Source organism: Rhodopirellula sp. SH410 (assembly GCF_055811895.1).
In genome coordinates, this window is the sequence record NZ_CM147949.1 from 718314 (window position 1) to 744816 (window position 26503).

Sequence of the window (26503 nt, forward strand, 5' to 3'; positions counted from 1 at the left end):
AGGGTCGAAGTATAGAGTGATATGATTTCCACGCCAACGTCGTATCGACTGCGACAGGTGCGCAAGGGCGAAATTGATTACGGGAGGCGGGGCTGCGGTTGGCGATCGAAACAGTAGGAAACGACGCCCAAGACTGGTCTCAGCGAACGCACTTCGATCCGGCGCCGGATCGAGAAGTCGCGTCTTCGGACGTCGACGCGTCTTGATCGATACCGAGTCAATTGCAAGCTCTCAACCCGGGGCTCACGCCCGGGGCTCAACCCGGGGCTCACACCCTGGGTGCGCCCCCGTTTTCGCATCGCACCGAAGACGCTCAAGAAATTGGCCGGCAGTCGCGTGAAGCGAACACTGCCCGATACGGGGGAACAACACGATTGCTGCCCCCGAAGGGACTGTGTTCGCTGCGACTCAAACCACCGGCTCATTAACGTGATCCTGTCAGGATCAAGACAGTGGAGTAATCCACAGGGCTAACGCGGCAGGCTAGATGCTGCCGTTGCAAAACGCGTGATTTCACGACACGCCAGCACTCACCGGGCGGACGCCCGCGGCTGAGTTGCTACGTCAGCTGTGCGTTGCAGACGTAGATCTTCATCGAATGTCGTGGCATGTCGATGATCCGGTTGCATGGCGCGACAGGGCCATCAATGTCGGGATAGACATCTTTCGGTGGAATTGCGGCGGTGTCGGCGAATAGATTCCACACCACACCGCGACCGATCGAGGGCAGTTCGAAGTCGAGGTTGTCTCCGGTGCTGTTGAACATGATGACCAAATCGCGGCCCAGGCCTTCCAGGTCGTCGGCGCGACTTGGGGCGGCAATATAGGCTGTCATGGCCAGCATTCCTTGGTCCCAGTGCAACGAGTTGCCTTCCGTGTCATACCAGGAAACATCCGGAACTTTCCGGCCGTCGATCGGTCGACCCGTCAGGTATTCTTTCCTCCGGATTGTCGGTTGGTTCTTGCGGAATTGGATCAGTGCGCTGACGAAACGTGTCAGGTCTGCATTCCTTTCCACCAGCCGCCAATCGAACCAAGAGATGTCGTTGTCTTGGCAGTAGGCGTTGTTGTTGCCCTTTTGCGTGCGGCGAACTTCATCACCGCTGACGATCATGGGAACGCCTTGGCTGACCAATAGCGTGGCCAGCATATTGCGGACCTGCTGAGAGCGAATCGTGGCGATTGCTTTCTTGCGGGTCGGCCCTTCCACACCATAGTTGTCGCTGATGTTGTGGTTGTCGCCGTCGCAGTTGTTCTCGTTGTTGGCTTCGTTGTGTTTGTCTTTGTACGACACCATGTCGTTCATCGTGAAGCCGTCGTGGCTGGTGATGAAGTTAATGCTGCAAAAGGGAGGGCGTCCCGCGTGTTCGTACAGATCGCTGCTGCCGGCCAGTCGTGTTGCTAGGGGGCCGAGCGTCCCACCGTCACCCCGCCAGAAGCCGCGGACGTCGTCTCGATAGCGTCCATTCCATTCGGCCCAGCGATGGTTGCCAAAGCTGCCGACTTGATAGGCACCGGCCGCATCCCAGGCTTCCGCGATGATTTTGGTGTCCGCCAACATCGGGTCTTCGGCGATCATTTCCACGATAGGAGGGTTGGGGATCAGGTTCCCGGTACGATCGCGACTGAAAATACTGGCGAGGTCAAATCGAAAACCATCGACATGGTAGTTGTGTACCCAATGCCGCAAGCAATGAAAAATCATCTCGCGGACGATGGGATGGTTCCCATTGAGTGTGTTGCCACAACCGCTGTAATTGCAGTAGTGCTGACCTTCGCTGAGGATGTAGTAGACCTGGTTTTCGAGGCCTTTGAAGGACAGAGTCGGACCGTTCTCGTTGCCTTCACAGGTGTGATTGAAGACCACATCGAGGATGACCTCGATGCCCGCCTGGTGCATGGCCTTGACCATCTGTTTGAACTCGTTCACCTGCGCGCCAGGGGCCTTGCCTTGGGCGTAGCCGCGGTGGGGCGCGAAGAACGCCATGGGGTCGTATCCCCAGTAGTTCGGGCGTTCGAGTTTCTTGCCATGCGGGTCGAGAATGGGGAATTCGTGGATCGGCATCAGCTCGACCGCGGTGATGCCGAGCGATTTCAGGTACGGGATTTTCTCAATCACACCGAGGTAGCTACCCGGCGCGGATACCTTGGCGGTGCGGCTCTTGGTGAATCCCTTGACGTGCATTTCGTAAATGATCGTCTCGCTCATCTCGCGGCGGAGATGTCGGTCGCCTTCCCAGTCAAACGAGTGGTCGACGACGACGCACTTGGGTGGACGGACCAAGCCGTCTTTACCGGTTTGGTAGGTGCCTGCAAGCGCTTGCGCATAAGGGTCGATCAGACGTGCTGAGGCGTCGAAACGATGTCCGTTTTCCGGCTCCCAAGGACCGCTGGCTTGGAAATGATAAAGTCCACCCGCTTCCATTCCGGGAACTTGCAAACTCCACACGTCGCCCCAGCGATCGGTCTCGCGATCGAAATCGATGATCTCCGCCGGTTCCCGATCGCTGACTTTGTTGTAGAGCAGCAATCGCATCTCGGTCGCCGAACGGCTGAACACAGAAAATTGTGTACCGGCCGCCGAAGGCGTCGCCCCAAATGGCGGTGCGTAAGCAAATTGTAGATCAGGGCACGGTTGTCGCATCAGCATTGAAAGATCGCTCCTTGAGTCATTCAGATCGGAACGGCCGAGCGAATCAGTTTGCCTCACGAACCCAATGTCGTGGGCACTCATTACGCCGGCTGTCCGGTTAGGTTCCAGTCGTCAGATCAACCCTATCACCCGGTTCCGGCCGAAGCCGCAAAACCGCCCTGCGAAACCACAAAATCGGCACGCGGGGCGACCATGCACTCCAATAAGGCAATCGGTTCATTCCAGGTAATTCATGAGCGCCGTGACGGATAAACCACTCCCGCAAATCGATGGGGATGATCCAGCCCTTCAAACGCCAATAGTGGGGTCTGCTCGGAGGGGGGGAACCCTGCCGGGATGAACGCATTCATCCCAATAACTCGGGAACAATCTCCTTAATATGAAGGAATAGTAAAAATGTCTGAGGAATCGCATCTTATCTCCACCAGCGGGCGAAACCGAGAACGAAATCACGTGTTTCGGTGGGGAACACTGCTACCGTCCCTAAATTACCCCTAGTGGGGAATTACCTCCCCACGGTTCGCCGGGCGCGGGTAAGATTTCCAGCGGACGATCGATTTCCTCTTTAAGTACTCGTAAAGAATAGGCATTTTAGTCGCGATGGTGGACTATTCAATTCAGCAGCGGATCAAACAGCTCGTCGAGCAAATTCGCCATCACGACCGGCTCTACTACCAGGACTCGGCGCCGGAAATTTCGGACTTGCAGTACGACCAGATGATGGCAGAGCTGGTCAGTCTCGAACGAGAGCACCCCGAATTCGCCACGCCGGATTCGCCCACCCAGCGTGTCGGCGGGGACATCGTCGAGCACCTGGTCTCGGTCGAGCACCGCGTCCCGATGCTCTCTATCGACAATACCTATCGTCGGTCCGAACTGCAGGCTGCGATGGAGCGGATCGAAAAGTCGCTGGCCCCCTCGCTCGCCGAGGGGGAAACGGTGGCCTGGGTGATGGAGTACAAGATCGATGGGGTCGCTGGTTCGATTCGCTACGAAGATGGGCGCCTCGTGCTGGCCCTGACGCGGGGCAACGGTGTGGTCGGTGACGACATCACGCACAATGTCCGCACGATCCGGGACCTGCCGCTGAAGTTGGAGACCAACGCACCGCCGGCGGTCGCCGAATTGCGGGGCGAGATTTACATGACCGATGCCGATCTTGCGGATCTGAATGTGAGGCAAGCCGAGGCGGGGGCAGAACCCTACAAGAACACTCGCAATGTGACGGCCGGAACCATCCGGCTGCTCGACCCCAAAGTCGCTGCCGCCCGTAAACTGCGGTTCTTCTGCCACGGCAGTGGTGAACTGGTCGGGGTCGATGCCGACAACCACATGGCATTCCTCGACTGGGTGCGACGGATGGGTGTCCCAGCAACACCCCATGTCGTGCGGCTGGAGTCGATCCAGGCGGCGCTCGATGCCGTGGCCAAGCTCGAGGAAGAGATGCCCGACCTGCCTTTTGAAGTCGACGGTATCGTGTTCAAGGTCGACTCATTCTCCCAACGCGAAAGGCTCGGCGTACGCAGCAAGAGCCCGCGTTGGGTGATCGCATACAAATTCGAGCGTTACGAAGCCACGACACGGCTCGAGGCGATCGAAGTGCAAGTCGGCAAGACGGGCACGATCACGCCCGTGGCGTATCTGACACCGGTGGACATTGCCGGGACGACGGTATCGCGTGCGTCGCTGCACAATGCTGACGAGATCGAGCGTTTGGACGTTCGCGTGGGGGATCTCGTCGTCGTTGAAAAGGCGGGCAAGATCATTCCCAAGGTCGTGCGGGTGGAGAAACATGAACGCACCGATGAGCTGCCCGAGTATGTGTTTCCAACAGAGTGCCCCGAGTGCGGCGAGCCGCTGACGCGTGACGAGGGGGGCGTCTATATCCGCTGCACCAATCCGTTGTGCCCTGCCCAGCTACGCCAACGACTGGTTTACTTTGGCAGTCGTGCAGGCATGGATGTTGATGGATTGGGCGAGGAGGTCGTGGACCTGTTATTACAGAAAAAGTTGGTGACCTCTTTTGCGGATCTGTATCGCCTCGATCTCGACACGCTCTCGGGCCTGACGTGGCCGCGTCAGCGAAAGGGCAAAGGCGATGAGTTGATCGACGTGCAGTTCGGTCGCAAGAACGCGGAGAATCTGATCGCGGGGATCGACGCCAGTCGCACCCGGGGCCTCGCACGCGTGCTGTCATCGATCAGCATTCGCCACGTCGGACCTCGCGTGGCGAAATTGATCACAGCCAAGTATTGGACTCTCGCACAATTGCAAGCTGCCACGGCCGAAGAGATTGCGTCGATCCACGAGATCGGTGAGCGGATTGCTGAGAGCTTGACCCGTTTCTTGCACAGCAACCATGGCGGGCAGGTGCTCGCCGACCTACAGTCCGCCGACGTTGTTCTGAGTGAACCTGAACCGCCGGAGTCCGTTGCGGGAGAGGGCGATTTACCGCTCACGGGTAAGGTTGTCGTCGCCACCGGCACGCTCACCCACTACACCCGTGACCAGATCAAAGCGAGAATCGAGGAGCTTGGTGGACGGGCGGCGAGTAGTGTCAGCAAGAGTACGGATTTCCTGATCGCGGGAGAAAAAGCTGGCAGTAAACGGAACAAGGCAGAGGGTCTCGGCGTCGAAGTCATTAGCGAAGACGAATTCCGCTCACGATACGAGTCTCTGTAGCGATTGGCTGATGGGCTGAATTGTCGCTCGGCGCTCCGAGCCAAAAGCGTCTGCCCCGACACGATTCGACCGATGACGATGCGGATACTCTATTGAGTTCAAGACATTCGCGTGATCGTTCAAGTTGCAACGCCAATCGACAAATGCCATGATCCTTGCTCAAGGGCTCCGAACCATGCCACGCCCCGCCCTTTTTTACAGCATTGCTGTTGCTATCGGCCTGCTGTTGCCCGGGTTCTGCTCAACGGCCCAAGCTGATTACACCGTCTATCAATTGCCCGGCACGCCTCTGCAGCTGTTACTCGAGGGCTCGGTGACGTATCACGCGGGCGGTAATGTGACGCACCAGCACCCTCGCGGTTCACTGCATTTCAGTGCGCAGGACATACAGGTTCTCAAGAGCCCGACGCCGCAGAGCGTCTATGCCAAGCGGCTCCGCGAAGTCCGCAAATCGGGCGACGTCAACGAGGTTCTCGAGCTAGCCCAGTGGGCGCTCAAGAACGGCATGCTCGACGAGTCCAAGTCCCTGTTGAGCGTGGCGTGGAAGATTGACTCCAGCGACGAACGGCTGGTCAAGCTGGCGGGTTTGATGCGATACATTAATCATTCGGTCCCTGCCAACCCTGAGGTCGAGCAACACGCTCGGCAGTTTGTCGGTAGCGATAGCATGGTCGCAACCCGTAGCAAACACTTCTTGCTGCTGCATGATGCGAACACGGCCACTGATGAGGTAACCCACAAAACGCGGGCCGAGATGCGGTTAGAACTCCTCGAAAAGGTATACGAATCCTACTTATTGACGTTTGCCTTTGAAGGCGTCTTTCTGCGACCGCCCAACAAACCTTTGGAAGTGGTGCTGTTCAGCCGGCAAGCCGACTTCATGCAGATGGAACGCCGACTCGGTGGCTCGCTGAAACAGACATCCGGGTTCTACCTGCCCAAAGAGAACATCTCGATGTTCTACGACTCTGGCACTTCCCAAGAATTCCAAGTCCTGATGGAGCTCGACCGTCAGCTCGTGAAACTACGAGAGACTGCCAAGCAGACCCGCGGCCCCGGCGCCGGTCAATTGATCCGGTTTGCCAAGACGATTGAGCTGTTGATTGATATCACGCGTGAGAGCGAAGATGTATCGACCGTTTCGCACGAAGCGATCCATCACCTCGCCGCCAATACCGGCGTCTTCCCCCGGGACGGTGCTTTTGTGCGCTGGGTCCACGAAGGCATGGCCTCCTATTTCGAGTCCGCCAAACTTGCCAAGTGGAGCGGTGTGGGAGTGGTTGATTCGAGTCGGATCAGTTACTACCGCGTGCTCGAGGGCGACCCGCATCGTGGCAGCCTCGAGTTCATCGTCTCGGATCTGGGGTTCTTGGTCGAAACCGCTCTGGGCGACCAACTACCCGCCTACGGTCAAGCGTGGGCGCTGACTCATTTTCTGTTCAATGAGCACTTCATGGAGCTCATGCAGTATTACAAGAAAGTAGGTCAGTTGGAGGAACACGAAGGCGACATGACAGCCGCGATTTTGAAAGAGCGATCCGAAAAGTTGTTATCTATATTCGATGAATGCTTTGGTGATCGGACCAAACTCGAAATGGAATGGCGACGCTACATGCGTACGCTACGAACGGATATGGAACGACTGGCCGAGAGTCGACCGTAACCTATCCACCGTCGGATGATCCGAAAATCGGGCGGGGCACGCCGCTGATCAAAAGCGGGGAGAGCCGGTTCTTACCGGACATCGCCCCGTTTGTTCCCGATGGAATCGATTCTCCCACCCATGTGGCCGGTGGAACCGGCCCTACCCGTTGAATACAAAGCTTCCGTCGCGGAAGTCGACTTGGATTGTCGAGCCTTCTGGGTAGCTATTCTTCAGCAATGCGCTGGCGAGCGGGTTTTGCACTTCGCGCTGGATGACCCGCTTGAGTGGCCGGGCACCGTAGGCGGGGTCGTAGCCGACCGCGGCGATTTCATCGACTGCGGCGGGGGTGAGTTCGAGCGCCAGACCGCTGACGGCCAAGCGGCGACGCAGTTCATCGAGCTGCAGTTCAACAATACGTCGGATCTGCGTCTGCTGGAGAGGATGGAAGATCACGATATCGTCGACGCGGTTGAGAAACTCGGGTAGGAAACGCGCCTTCAGGGCGTCGTGCACTCCCGCTCGCATCTCGTCCTCGCCACCGCCCTCTTCGGTGACTCGCTGGATCATCTGGCTGCCGACATTGCTGGTCATCACGATGACGGCGTTGGTGAAATCGACTGTCCGGCCTTGGCCGTCGGTCAGCCGACCGTCATCGAGGACTTGCAGTAGAATGTTGAATACGTCTGGATGGGCTTTCTCCATTTCGTCGAGCAGGATCACCGCATAGGGGCGGCGTCGGATCGCTTCGGTGAGCTTGCCGCCCTCTTCATAGCCGACATAGCCGGGAGGGGCACCGATCAAACGCGAAACACTGTGCCGTTCCATGAACTCGCTCATGTCGATTCGTACCATTGCCGAATCATCGTCAAACATGACTTCTGCGAGTGCCTTGCACAGCTCCGTCTTACCCACGCCGGTCGGCCCGAGGAATAGGAACGAGCCGATTGGGCGATTCGGATCTTGCAATCCGCTACGGCTGCGGCGGACGGCGTCGGACACCGCGGTGACGGCTTCGTCTTGCCCGATCACGCGTTGGTGCAGTCGCTCTTCCATGACGAGCAGTTTTGCCCGTTCGGTTTCCATCATCCGCGAGACCGGAACTCCGGTCCATGTACTGACGACTTCGGCGATCTCTTCTTCGGTGACTTCTTGACGGAGCAGTCGGCGGTGTTCCCGATCGTCCTTGCCCGCGTCTCCCGCGTCCCCGGCGTTACCGGATTGGGATGCCGCTTTCTCGGATTCGGCGGCTTCCAATTCCTCGATGCGAGTTTGCAGTTCTCGCTGACGGGTTTGGACTTGCAGCATTTCGCGGTAGAGGTCTTCCGGGCTCTCGCCGCGGAGTTGTTTCTCTTTCGCTTCGGAATCCAGTTTGGCAAAGCGATGTTGCAATTGCTCAGCTTCCTGGCGGATTGACTGACCATCGTCGAGGCCCATTTTCTCGGCTTCCCACTGCTCACGCAGGCTAGCCAGTTCGGCCTTCACCTCGTCCATTTCCTCTTCGACTTCGGTGCGTTTTTCAACTGCCGAGGCTTCGCTTTCATCGACGAGTTGGCGATGGGCGAGTTCGAGTTGACGGAGACGACGTTGCAAGCGGTCGATCGGTTCCGGGACAGATTCCTTTTCCATTGCCAAGCGACTGGCGGCTTCGTCGACCAGGTCGATCGCTTTGTCGGGCAGGAAGCGATCGGCGATGTATCGGCTCGACAGATTGGCCGCGGCGACCAACGCACTGTCGGTGATCCGCACGCCGTGGTGTGATTCGTAGCGAGATTTCAATCCACGCAGGATCGCGATCGTATCTTCGATGTTGGGCTCGCCGACGAATACGGGTTGGAAACGTCGTTCGAGCGCGGCGTCTTTCTCGATGTGTTGACGGTACTCGTCGAGGGTGGTCGCGCCGATACAGCGTAGGGTACCGCGGGCCAGTTCGGGTTTGAGCAGGTTGGCCGCGTCGGCGGACCCTTCGGCATTGCCAGCCCCGACAACGAGATGCAGTTCGTCGATAAACAGCACGACGCCGCCCTTGGAATCTTTGACCTCACGGAGGACCGCTTTGAGTCGTTCTTCAAAATCACCACGAAACTTCGCCCCGGCCACCAATGCCCCCATGTCCAACGAGATCACTCGTTTGCCCTTGAGGCTTTGTGGCACGTCGCCTTCAAAAATTCGCAGCGCGAGTCCTTCGGCGATGGCGGTTTTTCCCACACCGGGTTGGCCGATCAGAACCGGGTTGTTCTTGGTCCGCCGTGAGAGCACCTGGATGACTCGGCGGATTTCATTGTCGCGACCGATCACCGGATCGAGTTTGCCGGTTTCGGCGAGCAGAGTTAAGTCGATGCCGTATTTTTCGAGAGCTTGATAGGTCGACTCCGCGTTGGGATCGGTCACCCGCGCCGAACCGCGAATCTCGCTGGTCGCTTTGAGTAAATCGTCTGCGGTGACGCCGGACATCGCCAGCAAATTCTTGACTGTGTTTTCGACCCTCGCCAAGCCGAGCAGCAGGTGCTCGGTGCTGACGTATTCGTCCTTGAGCGATTTGGCCGCTTCATCGGCGGCCTGGAAAACCTCTTGCAGTTTCGAGCTCACTCGTGGCTGTCCGCCCCCGCTGCTGCGAGGTAGTTTTTCCAGTTCGCTGGTGGCCAACGCCTGCAGCGACTTTGTATCAACGCTGAGCTTGTCGAGCATCGGTTTGGTGATGCCGCCGGACTGTGCCAGTGCGGCGACGAGCAGATGCAGAGGCGAGATCTCAGCATTCCCTGCCTCAGTCGCCTGGGCTTGCGCCTCGGCAACCGTGTTCTGAGCTTGGGTGGTCAGTTTATCAAATCGAAACGCCATGGGACTGCTCCGCAGTAAGCGGCTAGCGATGGGCCACTAGCCTGAGATGCATTCAATGAATACGGCTGGATCTGTAGCTTGGGACGTTGTCCCGGGCGAGCGATAGATAGATCCCTCGCCACGAGTAGTCGAGCCTCCGCGAGGCTCGAACGCGTGTCTCGGAGAGACACGCCTACTCAGTAAGAGCCAAATGCTACGGGCCGATAGCCCGTAGCATTTGCTAAAAGTTCTACTCTTTGACTTCGAATTCCGCGTCGACCGCGTCATCGTCATCACCGCCTGCAGCGTTTGCACCCGCAGCGGGTCCACCAGCGGATTCGCCGGCGGCCTCGGTCTTCTCGTACAAGACCTTGCTGAAGGCTTGCGAGGCGGCATCGAGTTCGTCCGAAGCGGACTTGATCGCAGCCAAGTCGTCGCTTTCGGCGGCTTTCTTGACCTTTTCGATAGCAGCATTCATCGGTGCCTTGTCGGCATCGGTGAGTTTCTCGCTGTTCTCAGTCATCAGTTTTTCGAGCTGATAGACCTGTTGGCTGACCTTGTTGCGGGCTTCGACGAGTTCAAACTGACGTTTGTCTTCTTCGGCATTCGCCTCAGCGTCTTTCTTCATTTGGGCGATGTCATCATCCGACAACGCACCACTGTCCTTGATTTCGACGTGTGCTTCCTTGCCGGTTTTGAGTTCCTTGGCCGACACACTAAGGATGCCGTTTTGGTCGATGTCAAACTTGACTTCGATTTGCGGGACCCCTCGTGGCGACGGTGGGATCCCGTCGAGGTTGAACTCTGCGAGCAGACGGTTGGCGTTCGCAATTTTGCGTTCGCCTTGGAATACTCGGACCGTGACGGCCGTTTGGCTGTCGGCGGCGGTGCTGAACACGTTTTTCTTTTCCGCCGGCACTGTCGTATTGCGCTCGACCAACGCGGTCATCACACCACCTTCAGTTTCGATACCGAGGGTCAGCGGTGTGACGTCGAGCAGCAGCACGTCGGTACGATCCCCAGCCAGAACGCTGCCTTGGATCGCTGCGCCAATGGCCACGACTTCATCAGGGTTAACGCCTTGGTGAGCCTCTTTGCCAAAGATTTCCTTGACAGCTTGGCGTACCTTCGGCACGCGGGTACTACCACCGACCAACACGATTTCATCGATGTCGCTCGGGCTCATGTTGGCATCTTTGAGAGCTTGCATGACGGGACCGCGGCAGCGATCGACGAGTTTGTCGATCAGTTCTTCGAACTTCGATCGCGTGATCTTCATCGTCAAGTGCTTCGGACCGGACGCGTCCATCGTGATGAACGGCAGGTTGATGTCGGTTTCCGGCAGCGTGCTGAGTTCCTTCTTGGCTTTCTCGCAGGCTTCTTGTAGTCGTTGCAACGCCATCGCGTCGTTACGCAAGTCGATGCCGTTGTCCTTCTTGAATTCGTCGGCGACATAGTGAATCAGGGCGGCATCGAAATCGTCGCCGCCGAGGTGGGTATCACCCGAGGTCGAGATGACTTGGAAGACGCGGCTCTCTTGCTCCTCATCACCACTGTCGGCAACCTCGAGGATCGAAACGTCGAACGTTCCACCACCGAGGTCAAATACGATGATGCTTTCGTCTTTCTTCTTATCCAAACCGTAAGCGAGTGCCGCAGCGGTAGGTTCATTGATGATCCGCGCCACTTCCAGTCCCGCGATCTGGCCAGCGTCCTTGGTCGCTTGACGCTGGGCATCGTTGAAGTATGCGGGCACGGTGATGACGGCTTTGTTGACCTTGTGTCCCAAGTAGGATTCCGCGGACTCTTTGAGTTTCCGCAGCACCTTGGCCGAAATTTCCTGCGGCGTGTATTCGTTGTCGCCGACTTGGATCTTCACGTAGTCGCCCGCACCTCCGGTGATACCGTATGGCACCATCTTCTCTTCCGACTCGACTTCGTTGTGTCGCCGACCCATGAAACGCTTGACCGAGTAGACGGTGCGTTTGGGGTTGGTGACGGCTTGGCGGCGGGCCGGTTCGCCAACGATGGTTTCTTGCTTGTCGGTAAAGGCCACGACGCTCGGTGTGAGGCGGTTGCCTTCTGCGTTCGGGATTACCTTCGGCTCGCTACCTTCCATGATCGACACGACGCTGTTCGTGGTGCCGAGGTCGATGCCGATGATTTTTTCGCCTTGTGCCATAATGTTTTCTCCGCGGAGCTGGGGCCCCGCAGCACGCGAGGCTAGTTTGTTTTAGGAAGTGGTGGTTTATAGGGTATCAGCGAGCCGGTAGTGCCCGGGAACGCTGGTTGATCAGGATGTCAGACTTTTTCAACGAGATAAGGGAATGGCAAGAACTGTGCCAGAGCGAGGAATTACGTCAAATTGAACCCCATGCCAAACCGACACCCTGTTGAAAAACCCGCGTTTTACAGGGGGGGATGGCGTGATGCTGCCAATGAAAAAGTTTTAGTGGCAAAACTGGCAGTCCCGCGCTGCGCCCGTTCCCGGACAAATAGGGAGTGTGTCAAAACGGCAGTTGTCGCAGGCTTGATGCTCACGTTTGACCCTGGCTGCGTTCCAGGTCCCGCTTCGTTCTCACTCTCTCGACGAAGGGAAAGACGCGGTGAAGCAGTCGCTACTGCGAGAACCATCTTCGCCAGCGGGACCATAATGAACTGGCGGGAAATTGGATGCGGGCTGCTGTCACGAGCCGTGACGGGAACGCGGCGCGCCGCGGGGCGTGCTCGAGCGTGACGATGACTTCGTAGTGAACCACATTAGGGATTGTGCCGCTGTGCACAGCTTGCTCACTGCTCATCCAGCCCGCCGCCAGAATCTCTTCGGGCGCGTTGTCGACGGGGTCTGCTGAGATCGATGCAACCCGCCCCCGAACCGAACCGTGGGGCAAGCCGCGATAGCCCAGTGTCACGGATTGTCCGAGCCGGACTTCGCCGATGGATTGCTCGGGTACGTACAGTGACGCGGTGCGGCGATCTGGACTGCCCGCGCGGCCGACGAGCGTACCCTGTCGCAGCGTCGCGCCCACATTGCCCGGCTTCAGCGGTGTGCCGGTCCATCCCCACCGGCCAGCGATTCGTTCCTGGCGCGAGACGTGACGCGGCGGTGGTGGGAACAGTTTCTCCAGCGGATCGATCGCCAGGGTGAGCTGATCAACGCGACCGGCCAGCGTCGCGTGGTTCTCCCGCTCGCTGGCGATTTGGTTGGCCAGGATCGGTTGGATCAACGATCGAGCGGGGCGATCGATGCGATCGATGCGGTTGGCAGCCAACTCGGTTTCCAGTTCCGTGATCCGCCCTCGCGAAGCAAGCTCTTTTAATCGTAGCTGCCAATCATCCAGTCGCACCTCAGTCTTCGATTCACGCGGTAGCATGATCCCTGGGGTTGTGACAAAGATGGGACGCTCACCGAGCGGTCGGATGAGGGCGCCGACCCGCAGGCTGTGCGGCAGCGGCACCAAGATCAGCAAGAGAATCCCGAGCAGGATCGCACCGGTTAGAACGCTTCCCCGCCAGCGATCTTGCCGAGATGTTTGGGGGTGTGGTCCGCTCGCGATGAGGTTCGACCAACGCTGTTTCAACAGGATGAACCCCAGTACCAACACAATCGGTAACGCAGCCCCGTAGCCAATCGAAACACTCAAGAACGAGAACGCCGCCCAGCCGATTACGCCCAAAATGAACAGGCGGTACAGATTGCTGGCCACGCCATAGACAACCAACCATGTCGGGGGCGACGCCGATGGAGTGTCACCGCCCTCGGCACGGGTCCATTTTGCCCATGTTCGATGGATCGCTGAGTTGGCTTCGGCCGCGAGATTCGGTACGCCCGCTGCATCGGAAAGCACGTAGTAGCCATCGTATCGCAGCAGTGGATTGGCATTGACCAAGAACGTATTCACGGATGCCACGACAACGATTAACGCCGCGACATCATGCAGCAGTCCCGGCTGTGTCATCGCCCACACGATGACGGCAACAGCGGCAACGATCCATTCGGCGATCACGCCTGCCGCGGATACGAGAACCCGATCACGGCGTCGAGGCATCAGCCATGTATCACTGACGTCGCAGTACAAACAGGGGATCCCGAATAACAGCAGGATGCCGATCTCACGGCACCGGCCGCCGAGTCGGTGGCACACCCAGGCGTGAGCGATTTCATGAAAGATCTTGGTGACGACAATCGCAATGGCAAATACAAAAAGTGTGCTGCCAAGGGACCGGGCCACGAGCGGGTTCGCTGGCGCCGTCATGGACGCGACCAGATGCGAACTTGCCGCCGCAAAATCGTCGATAAAGTCTTGTTGCCGTAGCATGATGATTAAGAAGGCAAGGCAACTGATCGCGACGATGGCGCTGATAACGAGAGGACTCGTCTTTCGCTCGGTAGAGCCCACGCCCGGCGCCGCATTCGCGGAGCGACCAGGCATCATTCTTTTCCACGAGATCTTAGAAAGGCCGATGCGGTCAGGCGTGATCCCCGGAATCCGAATCGCCAGTGGGTTCTCCCACCACGCGGGACGATGGAGCTGCCGGGCAGGCCGCCAGGCCGGTGATGCTGGCATGCCATCAGGAGTCAGGAGGATGCCCGCCCGGGTGGCTGAGGAGAGGAATTCGGCCAGGACGGCGGGCGGCAGGCGATCGCGGTAACGAGCCGCCAGGTCGGCGAACGAAACGCCGCCGCGCAGTCGACGCAGGATCGCAAATTCAGCGTCGTCAAAAAAATGAAACCGCGTCGATAGAGGATCCTTCAGGACCCACACGCAGCGATCGCGCAGGGCGATTCGCCGCATGATCAGATCGGGACGCAATTGTAAAAGGGGAATCGACATTAGCGAACCTCGATCGAGGCCTTCGATCCGGGGTAGACTCTGCCGTCGCGATTGTCGAATTCAATCCAGACTCGGACTTCTCCGGTCACCGCATCCATCTCGGGGCTAACAAACCGCTTGACGCTGTCGCGTCTGACGTTCGTGCCATCGCCGTTGGCAACCAAGACGCTCACCTCGCGTGCGTCTCGCATCCCCTCAGCGTGCTCGGACGTCACATAGCCTTCGGCACGCAAGCGTTCTCGGCCGATGATACGGGCAACGACTTGTCCGCCACGCACCCAATCGCCCACCTGCGCTGAAATGGAAACGACGATCCCATCGATGGGAGATCGGATGTGGTGGTCGTCACTGGCAACGCGTGCCAAATCTAGTTTCAGGCCTTGGATTTTCGTTTCGAGTTTCCGCACCTCGTCCGCCGATCGTGCGGCTTGGAGAGCCACACTCGCGGACTCGAGTTGCCACTGCAGCGTTTTGCCCATGGCTTGATCGAGCCGGACGTCAATCGCTGCCATCTCCATTTGAAAGATCGCTTCGCGAGTTTCCAGTTGACTGCGTTCGTAGGCGAGTTGCAGTCCTTCGATTTCAGAGTCCGACACGGCATCGGCAAAATTCTGGCGGGCCGCCTTGGCTCGCTGCCACTCATTGTTGGCAACCAGTTCGGCCTTCTCGGCGGCTTTGACCTTGAGCTCATTGGCGGCGCGGCGGCGATTGAGTTCGCTGCGAATCTCATGCTCGGCAATCATTTGCTCCTGTTCGGCGACAGCTACTTTGGCCGCATCCACTTCGCTGGTCTCGGTCTGTCGATGATTCGCGATTTCCGCCGCACGCTGTGCCAAGGATTCTTCCAGGCGTGCCTTGCGATCATCGAGTTGGATGATGACATCGCCCGCTGCGATGGCGTCCCCCTCGCCGACGACGACTTCACTGACCGAGCCTTCAATGGTGGCAGCGATGGAGGCTTCGTCCACCAGGACAACGACGAGACCGTCGATGGTGCGAGTCGAGACCGGGGGTTCCGCACCGACGCGGGCCCATGGGAGCAATGTCAGGGAAACGAAGATGCCGGATCTGATTAGCCGCCCAGCCTTCGCTGCGGTTGGCAACGATCCCCGGGGAGCGAATGGCCCGCCGCAGTCGCTTAAGGATCGCTGCAAGCGTTCGATTCTGCATTCCTGTTTCAAGCGTCGCGAAAACCGTCCCGCATGGCGGGTTTCGATGGGCTTCCGATTGATGTTTACCATCCGTAACTCCGGAGAAACTCGATGATGGGGCGGAACCAAACGAAACCCAATGCGCGATGGCCAACATGGATAGTGCCGACCACGGTGGCTCCGATGTGCACGTCCTCAGGAAGCGATTGGTCGATAGGAATCGTGACTTCGATCGCAGGTTTGCCACGTTCATTGAATTGGACGGTATCGGCAACATGGGCTACCCTGCCACTGAAGTGGACATCAGGTGCCGCCAACAGACGCAAGGCCCCGGGCACGCCGGCGCTATCGACGCTGAACGCCCGGCGTAGGTATGTGTCGTCGCTTTCGGGGAGATCAATGATTGCAACATAACCATCGGCTGGATCGATGATCTGCATCAACCACTGGCTCTGGCTGATGTTCTGGCCAACGAGGTCGGCCTGTTCGTCGCGGATGATGGCGCGTCCGGCGATTGGCGATCGGATCGTCAGAGATCGTTTGACGGATTTCATGAGGTCGGTTTGTGCTTGCAAGGATTGGATCCGCGACCGCAGTACCATCTGCCGCGATCCACTGTTGCCAGCGTCCCGACCGACCGGCGAGGGGTTGACGGAATCAGAGGCCGCGGCGTCGGATTGCCTCAGCCGTAATGTGGCGAGTTCCGTTTCCGCAACGGTGAGCTCACCGGCGAGCCGTTCTTGCTGGAGGTCGATTTCGACATTGATGAGTTCGGCCAGGACAGTACCTTTCGCAACGGGCTCGCCGTCCGCGACGAGCAGATTGGCAAACGTCCCGGAGGCGGGCGCGAAGACACCGAACGAGTTGGCTGGTTCGAGCCGCCCCTCAACGGGCAATCGGAATGCGATAGGCAGGTTCAGCAACGCGACGATTCCGATGCACAGCACGGCGACGACGGCCAGTCGCTGCCCGTTGGGTGCTTGTCGCCACCATGCCGTACTACGCCGGACCGTCTTCGCCGTCCGCGATCGCAGTGCCGTGGCGACCTCCGCGGCCGCTGCGTCGATGGGGGGGCGGATTCTGGCCAGGGAGGCCGCCAGGGAGGTTGGCTTGAGCGTGTATCGCTGGATTACGATGACCGCATCGACCTGGTCAACCGACTCACCGGTGACGACAGGAATCGCCAGCGTCTCGGTCGCCCCCGCCAGGTCTGAGGGGGCGTTGGTGGGCTCGTCAACCGTCCGAAGGTCGGTCCCCGTCCGACAAACTTCGTCGGCGAGTTGTCGGAGCCAGGCCGCCTCGGTCGAACGCGGGTCGATCGCCGCAGTCGTGGACGTCGCAACGAGTTGGGATGTGGAGCCGTGTTTTGTCAGATAGCTCACCCGGTCGGCGGGGACCCGGCTCGCGATTTCACCGCACAGGCTTTCCGCACGCACGATCGGATCGGTCAAAATATCGGTGCGGCGCAGCCACGCGACTTCAAAACTGTCGCCGAGAGGATCAGTGTTGGGATGGGGAGGATGACTCATCGACGTATCTTAGCTTGTCTGAGCGAGAATCTTGTCGTTGCGTTCGAGTTTCACGCTGTGAAACTCGGTGGGGCATCGTTTCATAACGATTTCACTGGATGTGGTCGTATGGAATCGTCGAATAAAGAGGGGTGTACGGATTGTTACATCTGTCGGACATTGACTCTATTACGCAGTATTTTGATCGCATCATCGAAATCAGTCGGCCAACCGAACCCCCACGCTGTGCCTGGGTTGCGGGAATCGCTAGGGGACGGACTGTTGTCCGATCCGCCTTCGGTGATGCTGGTCGGTGAGGTGATGGAGCGATCCCGTCGAGCGCCCAGCTCGCTGCACCGCTGGCCATTTTTCTCAATCGTCCTATGGGCGCTTGTCACCGGTGTGTTGTTGTCCGCCTTCGCGGGCCTGTTGGGGTGTCGGGCCGTCAAGAGTCTTCCCGAAACGCTCGGTAACGACACCGCGTGCGTCGACGCGATTATGGCCAACGTGGATGCGGGGGCTCCTCCGGGTCAAGCGGCCGAGGTGGTGATCCAGACGACCGCGCCCTTGCCGCCGATCACTATCCGGGACGTCACGTCCTTGGAAAACGCAGACTATCGCGATCTAACGCTCCGTGAAACGATTTTAATTGCACTCTCCAATGCGGAGGTGCTCCGAGACCTCAATGCCACCGTGCTGCGAGCTCCCGAGCAAGTCGCCACTGAGCAAACGTTGCCCTTGGTGCAAACGAATCCGCAACTCGGGTTTGAGGCGGCGCTCTCCGCGTTCGACGCTCAGCTCTATGCGATGGGGCAATGGCAGAATAACAACCGCCAATTTAACAACCGATTCTTCGGCGGCGGTGCCAACTCGTTCAAGCAAGATTTGCACGACTATGTTTTTCAGACGTCGAAACGAACGGCCACGGGGGCTGAGTTGGCGCTGCGCAGCGTGACGGACTACGATGCGAATAATGCCACGGGGAATCTCGTGCCGAGCGCCTGGCAGTCCCAGTTTCAAGCTGAGATCCGGCAGCCGCTACTGCGCGGAGGCGGTCTCACGTTTAACCGCATTGCCGGTGCGGCGGCGGTACCGGGGATCTACAACGGCGTGTTGATTGCCAAGACAAACAACGACATGTCGGTTGCCGAATTTCGCCGGAATACACGAAATTACATTAGCAACGTGACCAATGCCTATTGGGATCTCGCGTTTGCCTATCGCGATGTCGACGCGCGGGCGGAGGCGCTCGAACGTAGTCGCTTAACATGGCGCAGCTATGATGCCCAGAAAACGTCCAATCGGCGCGGCGGGTCGGCCGAGGCGCTCGCACGTGAACAGTACTATCGATTTCAAGGTGAGTACCAGGATGCGGTCGCGGGGAAATTGGTGCAGCGGACGCAGGTCTACAACGCGACCTCCGGTGGCACGTTCTCAGGTGTCGGTGGTGTGCTGGCGAGTGAACGTCGTTTGCGTTTGCTTGTTGGGTTGCCCGTCAGCGAAGGGGTGTTGATACGGCCGACAGACGAACCGACTACCGCGCCAGTGATTTTTGATACCGACTCACTAGCCGCCCAAGCCATTCGGATGCGCGCCGAACTGCAAGAGCAACGACTGCTCATCAAACGCCGAGAATTGGAACTGCTCGCCGCGAAGAATTTCTTGCTGCCCACTCTCGACCTGACCTCGACGTATCGGGTTCGTGGGTTAGCTCAGGATCTCGCTGGTTCGGGTTCGGCATTTGAAGAGATTGGCGACATGAATTTTCAAGAGTATCAGGGTGGACTGGAGTTCCGAATGCCGGTCGGATTCCGCCAAGCCCACGCGGCAGTTCAGCATGCGAAGCTACAGATCGCAAGGGATCAAGCCCTGCTGCGAGAGCAGGAACGCCAAGTCATCCATGATCTGCTGGGGGTCGTCGCCGAAACCGATCGTTCCTATGCGTTGGCGGAAACGAGTTTGAACCGATATCTTGCCGCCAAGGATGCGCTCGATAGCCTGGAAGCCAGCCGGGAAGCGGGGTTGCCGATCAGCTTGGTTCAATTGCTCGATACCCAGCGGCGGGTCAGCGAAGCGCAAGTTCGCTATTATCTCGCGGTGACCGAGTACATGGTCGCACTCAAAAACGTGCAGTTTGAAACCGGCATGCTTCTCGAAGACACCGAGATCATGATTGCGGGCGGCTAGCCCGCGCGAAACATTTCCGCCGGATGATCCACATCCCTTCGCCGCCACTGTCGCCAGACGGTGGAACACTCCCCCGGTCGATCGACTCGCGGCGTGTTGATTTCATGAGCCGAGCCGCGTGAGCGGCCGGGTGGCTCGTGTCGCCCGATGCCTTACGGCATTCGGCTCACCATTGCTGGTTGAACTTCGCCTCAATCAACAGGCCGCTAGGCCGCCTCGGCACAATGGGCGAGTTATGTGTCAGAAATTCGTACGGTTAAAACGTCATGGACTCAACAGCAACTCACGAGCGACGACACGTTCTGCTCACCGGCGCAACAGGGCATGTGGGAGGTGCGCTACTTCCTGAACTGCGAAAAGCCGGATTTCATGTCCGCTGCATGACCCGCGATCGCAGTGCGGCCAAGATTGTCGAAGACGAACAAGTTTCGGTAGTGGAAGCGGACGTGCTGCAGCCCGAGACGCTCAAGGTCGCCATGGATGGCTGTCAATTGGCGTACTACTTAGTGCACTCGATGTCCGGCGATGGAGACTTTGCGCAGCGGGATCGCAAGGCGGCGATCCATTTTCGCGATGCCGCCGCCGACGCGGGTCTGGAACGTCTCATTTATCTCGGCGGGCTCGGCCGAGAGGCTGATGGGTTGTCGGAGCATTTGCGCAGCCGCCAGGAGGTCGGTCGAATCTTACGGGAGGGGGGTGTGCCGACCGTCGAGTTTCGCGCCGCCATGGTGATTGGTGCGGGAAGTCTCTCATTCGAGATGGTGAAGAATCTGTGCCATCGTTTGCCGGTGATGATTTGCCCTCGCTGGCTCTCGACACGAACCCAGCCCATCGGCACCATCGATCTGGTTCGCTATCTGATGGCCGCAGCGGATATCGAACTGCCGGCATCCGCGATCGTCCAGATCGGTTGCCCCGATTTGACAACCTATCGTGAGATATTGGCCGAGTTCTCACGACAAAAGGGCCTGCGACGGTTCTTCATTCCCGTCCCGTTCCTGACGCCGCGATTGTCCGGCCTGTGGCTGTCCCTGGTGACACCGGAGACCGCCCGTATTGGATCGGACATGGTGACAGGGTTAGCCAATCCGACGATCGTGACCGACGCTTCGGCAGAACGTTTTCAAATCGACGCCATGCCGGTGGCCGTCGCCATCGCCACCGCACTCGCAGGGGAGAAGAAGGGACATGCAGACGCATGATCTCTCTGCGCAGACCCACCGATCAAGAACTGCTGAAGCTCACGCGAAGTCAGAGCGATGCGGAAGTAACGTATACGGAAGTCGGTCAAACGCGTGGTCAGATGCCAGCGGACTACTTTCACAACGAACACGCGGTGGAACTGGGACGCGGTGAGGCCTGTTTTGCCGCAGCGCATGATAGCCTGCGGCAAGGCCGTTGCTTGCAGCTCAATTGGGTATCACTTTTTGGCGACGGGCCACCCCTGGTGGGGCGGAATACAGTGGTTGTGGCACGCGTGATGCGGTTGTGGACACTCAATTGTTGCCGTGTTGTTGACGTGCAAATGTCAACCGATGCAGATCGCGGTCGCTGTTTTTCAATTGCCCTCGGTACGCTGCCCCGGCATATCATGGTTGGGGAAGAGCGGTTTACCGTTTCGCTGGAATCAAAGACGGAAACCGTGCGGTTTTCGATTCGCTCCTTTTCCCGCGCCAGCAATCTGGCTGCCGTCGTCGGCACACCATTGATCCGCCGCTACCAGCGCTGCTTTGTCAACGATGTCGCCCGTGCCATGCAGTGCGACCTGAATCTTTAGCGTCCGCGAACCAATCGTGTTGCCAAGTATCCGCGTGGAAGATTTTTTGGTGTCACCGCGTGGGCGTCGCCCCACGCTTCCAACCTTGATATCGCGGCCCGCTGGGCACGCGGTTCAAGGAGTTGTTACCCGATTCGTTCTCCGCCGGTGCCTCTGTTTGTCAGGTCGAGGATGGCACTGTCCTGGCGACAACCGCAAGCGTTCATCCGATGTGCTTGATTGGCTCGCTGTCGCGAGGGTTTTTTGACAATCAAGGTACCGGTCGCAACTCAAGATTTGGCTTGGTTGACCGTTGCTCGCCCGTTCAACGAATTCAGGTAATCGGGAGCAGGGCCAACGTAGCAGAGGCAGTGTTTGCATACGGTCGACGCCTCGGACACATCGCGTGAACAGGCCGGGCAGTGACGCAGGATTGGCTGTTCTTCACTGATGACCGTTTCGTTCGGGGATGGGTAGTCACCGAGAATGCGCATCACGCCCGTGTCGGAGAGTGTGTCGCGTTTCGTGGTCGGCGGGTTGACCATGGGTGTGTTGTGGTTATCCGTATCATGCATTCTATCCATCTCCCAACAAGGAATGAGTCGTTTGTCCTGCCAATGAACAAACCCCAACCTCGATCCAAAGTATCGCTGGGCAACGATTGTTTTCGTCGCAGCCGTCGGGGCGACTAGATCCCCCCTTGGCGGACGCGGGCGCACTGCGATGTCAGGCCCGCGATCACTCCAATTTGAAATAACAGCCAGAAACTGAAGTCGTACGACCAATGAACCGTCCAGATTTCAAAACTAACGGCAAAGAGGATACTCGCGTACGCCACCATCACGCGGCCATCACTCGGGTAGAGATACGTGCCCGCCGCTGGCGCGAGATGCAGCGCTTGGACAATCGCGGAAATCAGGAAGATGACAAACAGGGCGAGACCAACCCAACCAAATGCGAGTCCAATATTGATGTAGGTGTTGTCGATGGTCTTCGCATGTCTCATGACCTCCGGATCGGTCGGCAGGCCGGGGATATTGCGCGGCGGAAAACCGGACGAGTCGGTGGTGCCGTAGCCAAGCGGTCCGCCTTTGAGGACAATGGGCCAGTACACCTTTGGGATCAACATGCGATGCCGGGTATTGTTGTAGAGCTCAAGATCACCGTGGTCATCGATTTCTAAAATCTGACTACGAGTGTGCTTGTCGCCACCGCTTTCGAGAAAATTCGCCACGGTGTCAAACTGTACGGTCGTGAAAATCAATCCACCGACGGCGATCACGATCAAGCCCCATCGCGCGACTCGGTAGACACACGCAAGGGCGAATGCACCGGCCAGTGGCACGCAGAGCATGGGGCCTCTCGAGACGGTCGCAACGATGCCGAAGATGAGTAGCAGCAGTCCGGCAAAACCCATTGAACGCTGCCATGGGGCATCCGCTCGACGCGTCGTCAGATCCACCGCAAAGGGCAGCATCGCAAGCAGCATGATCCCGAGGAAAATCGCATTTCGAACCGGGCCGATCGAACGATAGAGTAAGCCATAGCGTTGGCCTACGACTCGTGTGACTTTATCGTCGACGTGAACGAAAACGGTTTCCCAGAGGTTCACCGACGTGAACGATTCGTAGACCGCCGCTGCGGCAATGAAACCCGCCACCGCAACGAAGACGGGTGAGAGTTTCGACAGCGATCCGGGATGCACAAACGCATAGCGACCGGCGGCGTAGGGCAGCATCCACTGCCCGTATGCCAGCAGTGTGAATGCAAGTGGTTGTCCCTCGTGGGCGACATCGACGATGATGTGCCAAACCATCAGTGCGCTGACTAACACATCGAGCAAATTGAGTGACTTGAAAATCTCGCGCCAAGAGTGCGTGCAGTAAACGATCAGCAGCACGATCGCCGTCGCCATGGTGACGTTGATCTCGGTGTTGAAAAGCGTGATTTCAAACCAGGTTCCCGCTAACATCGAGACCGCCATGCCCGCACCGAGCACGTATTGCTTCCCGTGTTGGTAGCCATACCAAGCAGCGAAGCTGCACGAAACCAGTAGCATGATCACGAAGGAGGATTCGTCAGTAAGCATTGCTGGTTTGAATTCGATGTCCGAGGAAAGAAGAGTCCACTCGACGATTTTGCGCCAGAAATTAAGGCAGCACATCGCCGATGAGGTTCTCATCGCTGATCGCGGGCGCTCGCCCGGGGTACGTTAGATGCACGAGCACGATCGTTTGTGCTCGCACTTGTTTGCAATCCGGAGAGATCGTCATCCCGCCGAGCGGTTCGTCCAAGCGTGCAACCAGTCTCGCCGATCCAGCGGGTATCGCATTCGGTGCGAGCAGGCGATCCATCGCATCCGTCATGCCCATGGGGAGTCCACTCGGCACGGACACACGTCCGGACGCTTGCATGCGAATCGATTTGCGTCCACCACTGCCGATCGTGCCCATGGCCGCCATCCGCGTTTCGCCAGTCGCGTTTCGCTCGATCACGAACGCATCGAGCAATTCCAGCGAGGAATCATTGACGACGGATGCTCCCTCGAGCGAACGGGAGTTTTTCTCCAGTGCAGCATTTTGTACGTGTATCGAACCGTCGACGTCGATCATTTGCTCGGTATGCACGATGCCGTACGAGTTGCTGCCCACGCCGATGTTATTCATCGAAGGTCCCGGTCCGAAACCGAGTTCCAATTCCGCTTCAACGGCACCAAAAAACTTTGCTTCCGGTTGATCCTGGCCTCGCGAATCGATCACGTCGATCGCGGCATCCGGATTGTCGAAATCGATACGGTAGCGGCTCGCCAGCGAGTTATACAAACCGACCACGCGAGTTAAGTGTCCGCGTGAATAGTCCACCGGCAATTCGAGCAGTGCCAATTCGTTGCGGCTCCGGGCGAACCCGACATCGAGCTGGGCCGCGTGGGCCACCCAGAACGCGCCGGCAATCGACAGCGGCACGACGGCCAACCAGGCCCACTCGAGGTGCCCGAGCATGCGAAAGATGAAGTAGTTCAGTGGGATCAAGACAAATAGATAAATCAGCAGGCTGCGAAACACCACTGAGGATTCCGGGATGGATACGCCAATTTCTTGACGCAGTTGACCCCGGCTCCACGTCAGTAGGTCACTCTCGTTCGTCCAGGCACCAAGACCGCTGACCGGGTGCGGCCATACATCGTCACTTTTCCACGCCGCGAAGGGCGAGTCAGCATCCGTGGGAGATCCGCTCGTCTGCGTCTGCGTCTGCGTCTGCGTCTGCGTCTGGGCTGGCTCTGGCTCTGGCTCTGGCTCGATGACGCGTGCTCGCATTTTGGCATCGCGCGAATACAACCGCACGCCGGTATTGATCGTGGGCGAGACCGAATCGCTTTCGGCTCCGACAAATCTCTGACGCACCGGTGGTGGGGGGGCGGCGGCGGTGTCGAGTTCCACGGCCTGATCCGGTGATCCCGGCGGTTGCTCCAGCAAGGGCGCGATCGTGGTCGGCGCAAACAGTCCAGCGGCGGCGCGGTCCAATCGGAATACGCGTGGCGGTCGTGCCAAGACCGCTGAATTGACAAAACTGTCGTACGACTTCCACGTCATCAGCCAAGGACTCGTCAAGTCGATACGGCTCTGTACCATTCGCCCGCGGCCCACCCGCCGCTCGACGAGTAACCCGCCGTCGCCGATTTCCACCGCGTCCGCTCGCGCATTACCCGCAGCGGCGACACGCGAGGAATTGCCATCGAGGTCAGCGATCACTGCGGCGGTCGATGGATCCGTGGCGACGCTGTGTGAACGAAGGAAACTCTGTGCATCGTCTGCCAACAGTTCAGCGGCGCCGCCGGGGGCGATTGGCAAGCGGTCTCGGAAATCAGCATCGGTGAGCGAGTCAACTCCCGCTGGGCCGTTGACGACGATCAGTCCCCCAAAATTCAGCCAATCCAGAATGGCGGTTCGCTGTCCGGCAGTCAGCGATGTCACCGGCAAATCATCCCACACCAAGACGGCTGTCGAGGTCCAGTCCAACGCTGTTTCGGCAATCGGTAACACACCTTCGGTGGGCGGGATGACGATGCGGTAGTTATCGGGCGGTCGCTCCAAGGAAGTTTCGAAATGAATCGGTCTCATCCAGTCGGACGTTTGCCAGCGTATGAATCGCTCGGGCCGGTTGGTGAGAATGACCAAGAAATAAGTTTGTGGCAACATCGCAGCAAAGCGGGCGGGCCGGAGGTCGGAGCGGGCACTCGAATCTCGACCCAAGAACTGTCCGTCCATGACCACATTGTCAATCATCTGCGTGCCGTGACTGGGCACGAGCAATCGCGTCTCCAGTCGCCGCATCTGTCCCTTGGGCAAGACGGCGGGGCGGCGGACCAGAAATGAACTCGCCGATTCAAAATCGGTTGCGTTCGGTGACGCTTCGCCGAGAAAACCATCTTGCGAATCGCCCACCTCGGCGCGCGTTTGCACGACGCCGCGGCGGTCCTCCAGGTTGCTGCGTATGGATAACCGGGCGCTCGTCCAGTGCCCCGGTTTTACCGATCCGTTTGGAAACCCCGAACTCTGTGTGTCGGGGCGTGATGCGGGATAGGCGCCGGCGGCGAGAGATGTGAAGGGCGGTTGCTGCGTTTGGCTCTGTGGGGCCGTTTCGTCCGGTTGGTTTGTTAGCCGGCATCCGTCACAGCCGACGACCAATGGCAAACAGACGAGAAAACACCACCACGCTCGACCGAGCGAGGCTACCATCCCATCACCATGTTCGATTCGATGGCGCGGCGGGCTTGATCGACGTCGCACCCCGTCTCCATCCGATATAAGCGAATCGCATTGACTTTGTCACCAGCCGATTTGCTGAGACAATCCCGCGCGATCATACACGGATCGAGCGTACGGTCGGTCAACCCCAGGGCTCCCTTGCTGATCACCCATGAGTCACGTGGACGCTTGGTGATCCGCAGGATTTCATCTTCCGGATAAGCATCGTCGACGACCAATTGCGCGGAGGCTTCGTCGTCCGACCATGTGATAATGATATGTGCGTCGGTTTCGATTTCAAACAAAGGCATGGCGCTGACTCAGGTGGGGGCAATGGCGAAGAATGCGGGTAACATCGCCGGCGACAAAATCTTGCCGAACCGGCGCGGTCGACCACCTGTTCAGCATAGGCGCACGGCGGGGCGTCGGCAATGTCGCCAGATGGTTCGGTCCCGTCTGGGCGGAGACGCGTTGGTTTCTCGCGACCGACACCGCCATTGACCGATCCATGCCATTGGCGGGCATCC

General features: G+C 58.6%; 15 protein-coding genes. 5 read left to right on the top strand and 10 right to left on the bottom strand.

Going from position 1 to position 26503, the window contains the following annotated elements:
* Nucleotides 1-559 precede the first annotated feature (559 nt).
* The gene (glgX, locus tag SH410x_RS02960) at nt 560-2650 is read right to left on the bottom strand and encodes a glycogen debranching protein GlgX (RefSeq protein ID WP_473674461.1); all 2091 of its coding nucleotides are present in this window, start codon (nt 2648-2650) and stop codon (nt 560-562) included.
* A 603-nt stretch (nt 2651-3253) separates the two neighbouring features.
* Here glgX and ligA point away from each other — a divergent pair.
* Nucleotides 3254-5335 (top strand): NAD-dependent DNA ligase LigA, encoded by a 2082-nt coding sequence (gene ligA / locus SH410x_RS02965; protein WP_473674463.1) that lies wholly within the window; start codon nt 3254-3256, stop codon nt 5333-5335.
* A gap of 175 nt (nt 5336-5510) precedes the next feature.
* A complete protein-coding gene (locus SH410x_RS02970; protein ID WP_473674465.1) occupies nt 5511-6998 on the top strand; it encodes a DUF1570 domain-containing protein in 1488 nt (495 codons plus the stop codon).
* A gap of 141 nt (nt 6999-7139) precedes the next feature.
* Here the strand turns inward: SH410x_RS02970 and clpB are convergent, their stop codons facing one another.
* From clpB to SH410x_RS02995, 5 genes are all read right to left on the bottom strand, one after another.
* Nucleotides 7140-9815, bottom strand: coding sequence for an ATP-dependent chaperone ClpB (gene clpB, locus SH410x_RS02975; protein ID WP_473674467.1), 2676 nt, complete (start codon nt 9813-9815; stop codon nt 7140-7142).
* A 229-nt stretch (nt 9816-10044) separates the two neighbouring features.
* Nucleotides 10045-11976, bottom strand: coding sequence for a molecular chaperone DnaK (dnaK, locus tag SH410x_RS02980; RefSeq protein ID WP_473674469.1), 1932 nt, complete (start codon nt 11974-11976; stop codon nt 10045-10047).
* A gap of 436 nt (nt 11977-12412) precedes the next feature.
* Complete coding sequence (locus tag SH410x_RS02985) at nt 12413-14629, bottom strand: site-2 protease family protein (RefSeq protein ID WP_473674471.1); 2217 nt, start codon at nt 14627-14629, stop codon at nt 12413-12415.
* The gene (locus tag SH410x_RS02990) at nt 14629-15672 is read right to left on the bottom strand and encodes an HlyD family secretion protein (RefSeq protein ID WP_473674473.1); all 1044 of its coding nucleotides are present in this window, start codon (nt 15670-15672) and stop codon (nt 14629-14631) included. The genes SH410x_RS02985 and SH410x_RS02990 overlap by 1 nt, the downstream gene beginning before the upstream one ends.
* Nucleotides 15673-15863: 191 nt before the next feature.
* Nucleotides 15864-17309 (bottom strand): efflux RND transporter periplasmic adaptor subunit, encoded by a 1446-nt coding sequence (locus SH410x_RS02995; protein WP_473674475.1) that lies wholly within the window; start codon nt 17307-17309, stop codon nt 15864-15866.
* Between SH410x_RS02995 and SH410x_RS03000 the strand changes: the two genes are divergently transcribed.
* The 3 genes from SH410x_RS03000 to SH410x_RS03010 all read left to right on the top strand — a co-directional run bounded on the left by SH410x_RS03000 (nt 17301) and on the right by SH410x_RS03010 (nt 21252).
* On the top strand, nt 17301-19475 hold the full coding sequence (locus SH410x_RS03000; protein WP_473674477.1) for a TolC family protein: 2175 nt from the start codon (nt 17301-17303) through the stop codon (nt 19473-19475). The two genes, SH410x_RS02995 and SH410x_RS03000, sit on opposite strands and share 9 nt — an antisense overlap.
* Nucleotides 19476-19741: 266 nt before the next feature.
* Nucleotides 19742-20677, top strand: a complete 936-nt coding sequence (locus SH410x_RS03005; protein ID WP_473674479.1) for an NAD(P)H-binding protein — start codon at nt 19742-19744, stop codon at nt 20675-20677.
* Complete coding sequence (locus SH410x_RS03010; RefSeq protein WP_473674481.1) at nt 20674-21252, top strand: DUF1990 domain-containing protein; 579 nt, start codon at nt 20674-20676, stop codon at nt 21250-21252. The genes SH410x_RS03005 and SH410x_RS03010 overlap by 4 nt, the downstream gene beginning before the upstream one ends.
* Nucleotides 21253-21521: 269 nt before the next feature.
* Here the strand turns inward: SH410x_RS03010 and SH410x_RS03015 are convergent, their stop codons facing one another.
* From SH410x_RS03015 to SH410x_RS03030, 4 genes are all read right to left on the bottom strand, one after another.
* Nucleotides 21522-21806: a hypothetical protein gene (locus SH410x_RS03015; protein ID WP_473674483.1), complete on the bottom strand. Its 285-nt coding sequence runs from the start codon at nt 21804-21806 to the stop codon at nt 21522-21524.
* Between the two features lie 113 nt (nt 21807-21919).
* Complete coding sequence (locus SH410x_RS03020; protein ID WP_473674485.1) at nt 21920-23320, bottom strand: O-antigen ligase family protein; 1401 nt, start codon at nt 23318-23320, stop codon at nt 21920-21922.
* Between the two features lie 61 nt (nt 23321-23381).
* Nucleotides 23382-25967 (bottom strand): hypothetical protein, encoded by a 2586-nt coding sequence (locus SH410x_RS03025; RefSeq protein WP_473674487.1) that lies wholly within the window; start codon nt 25965-25967, stop codon nt 23382-23384.
* Complete coding sequence (locus SH410x_RS03030; protein WP_473674489.1) at nt 25961-26287, bottom strand: DUF6793 family protein; 327 nt, start codon at nt 26285-26287, stop codon at nt 25961-25963. Before SH410x_RS03030 ends, SH410x_RS03025 begins: the two co-directional genes overlap by 7 nt.
* Nucleotides 26288-26503 lie beyond the last annotated feature (216 nt).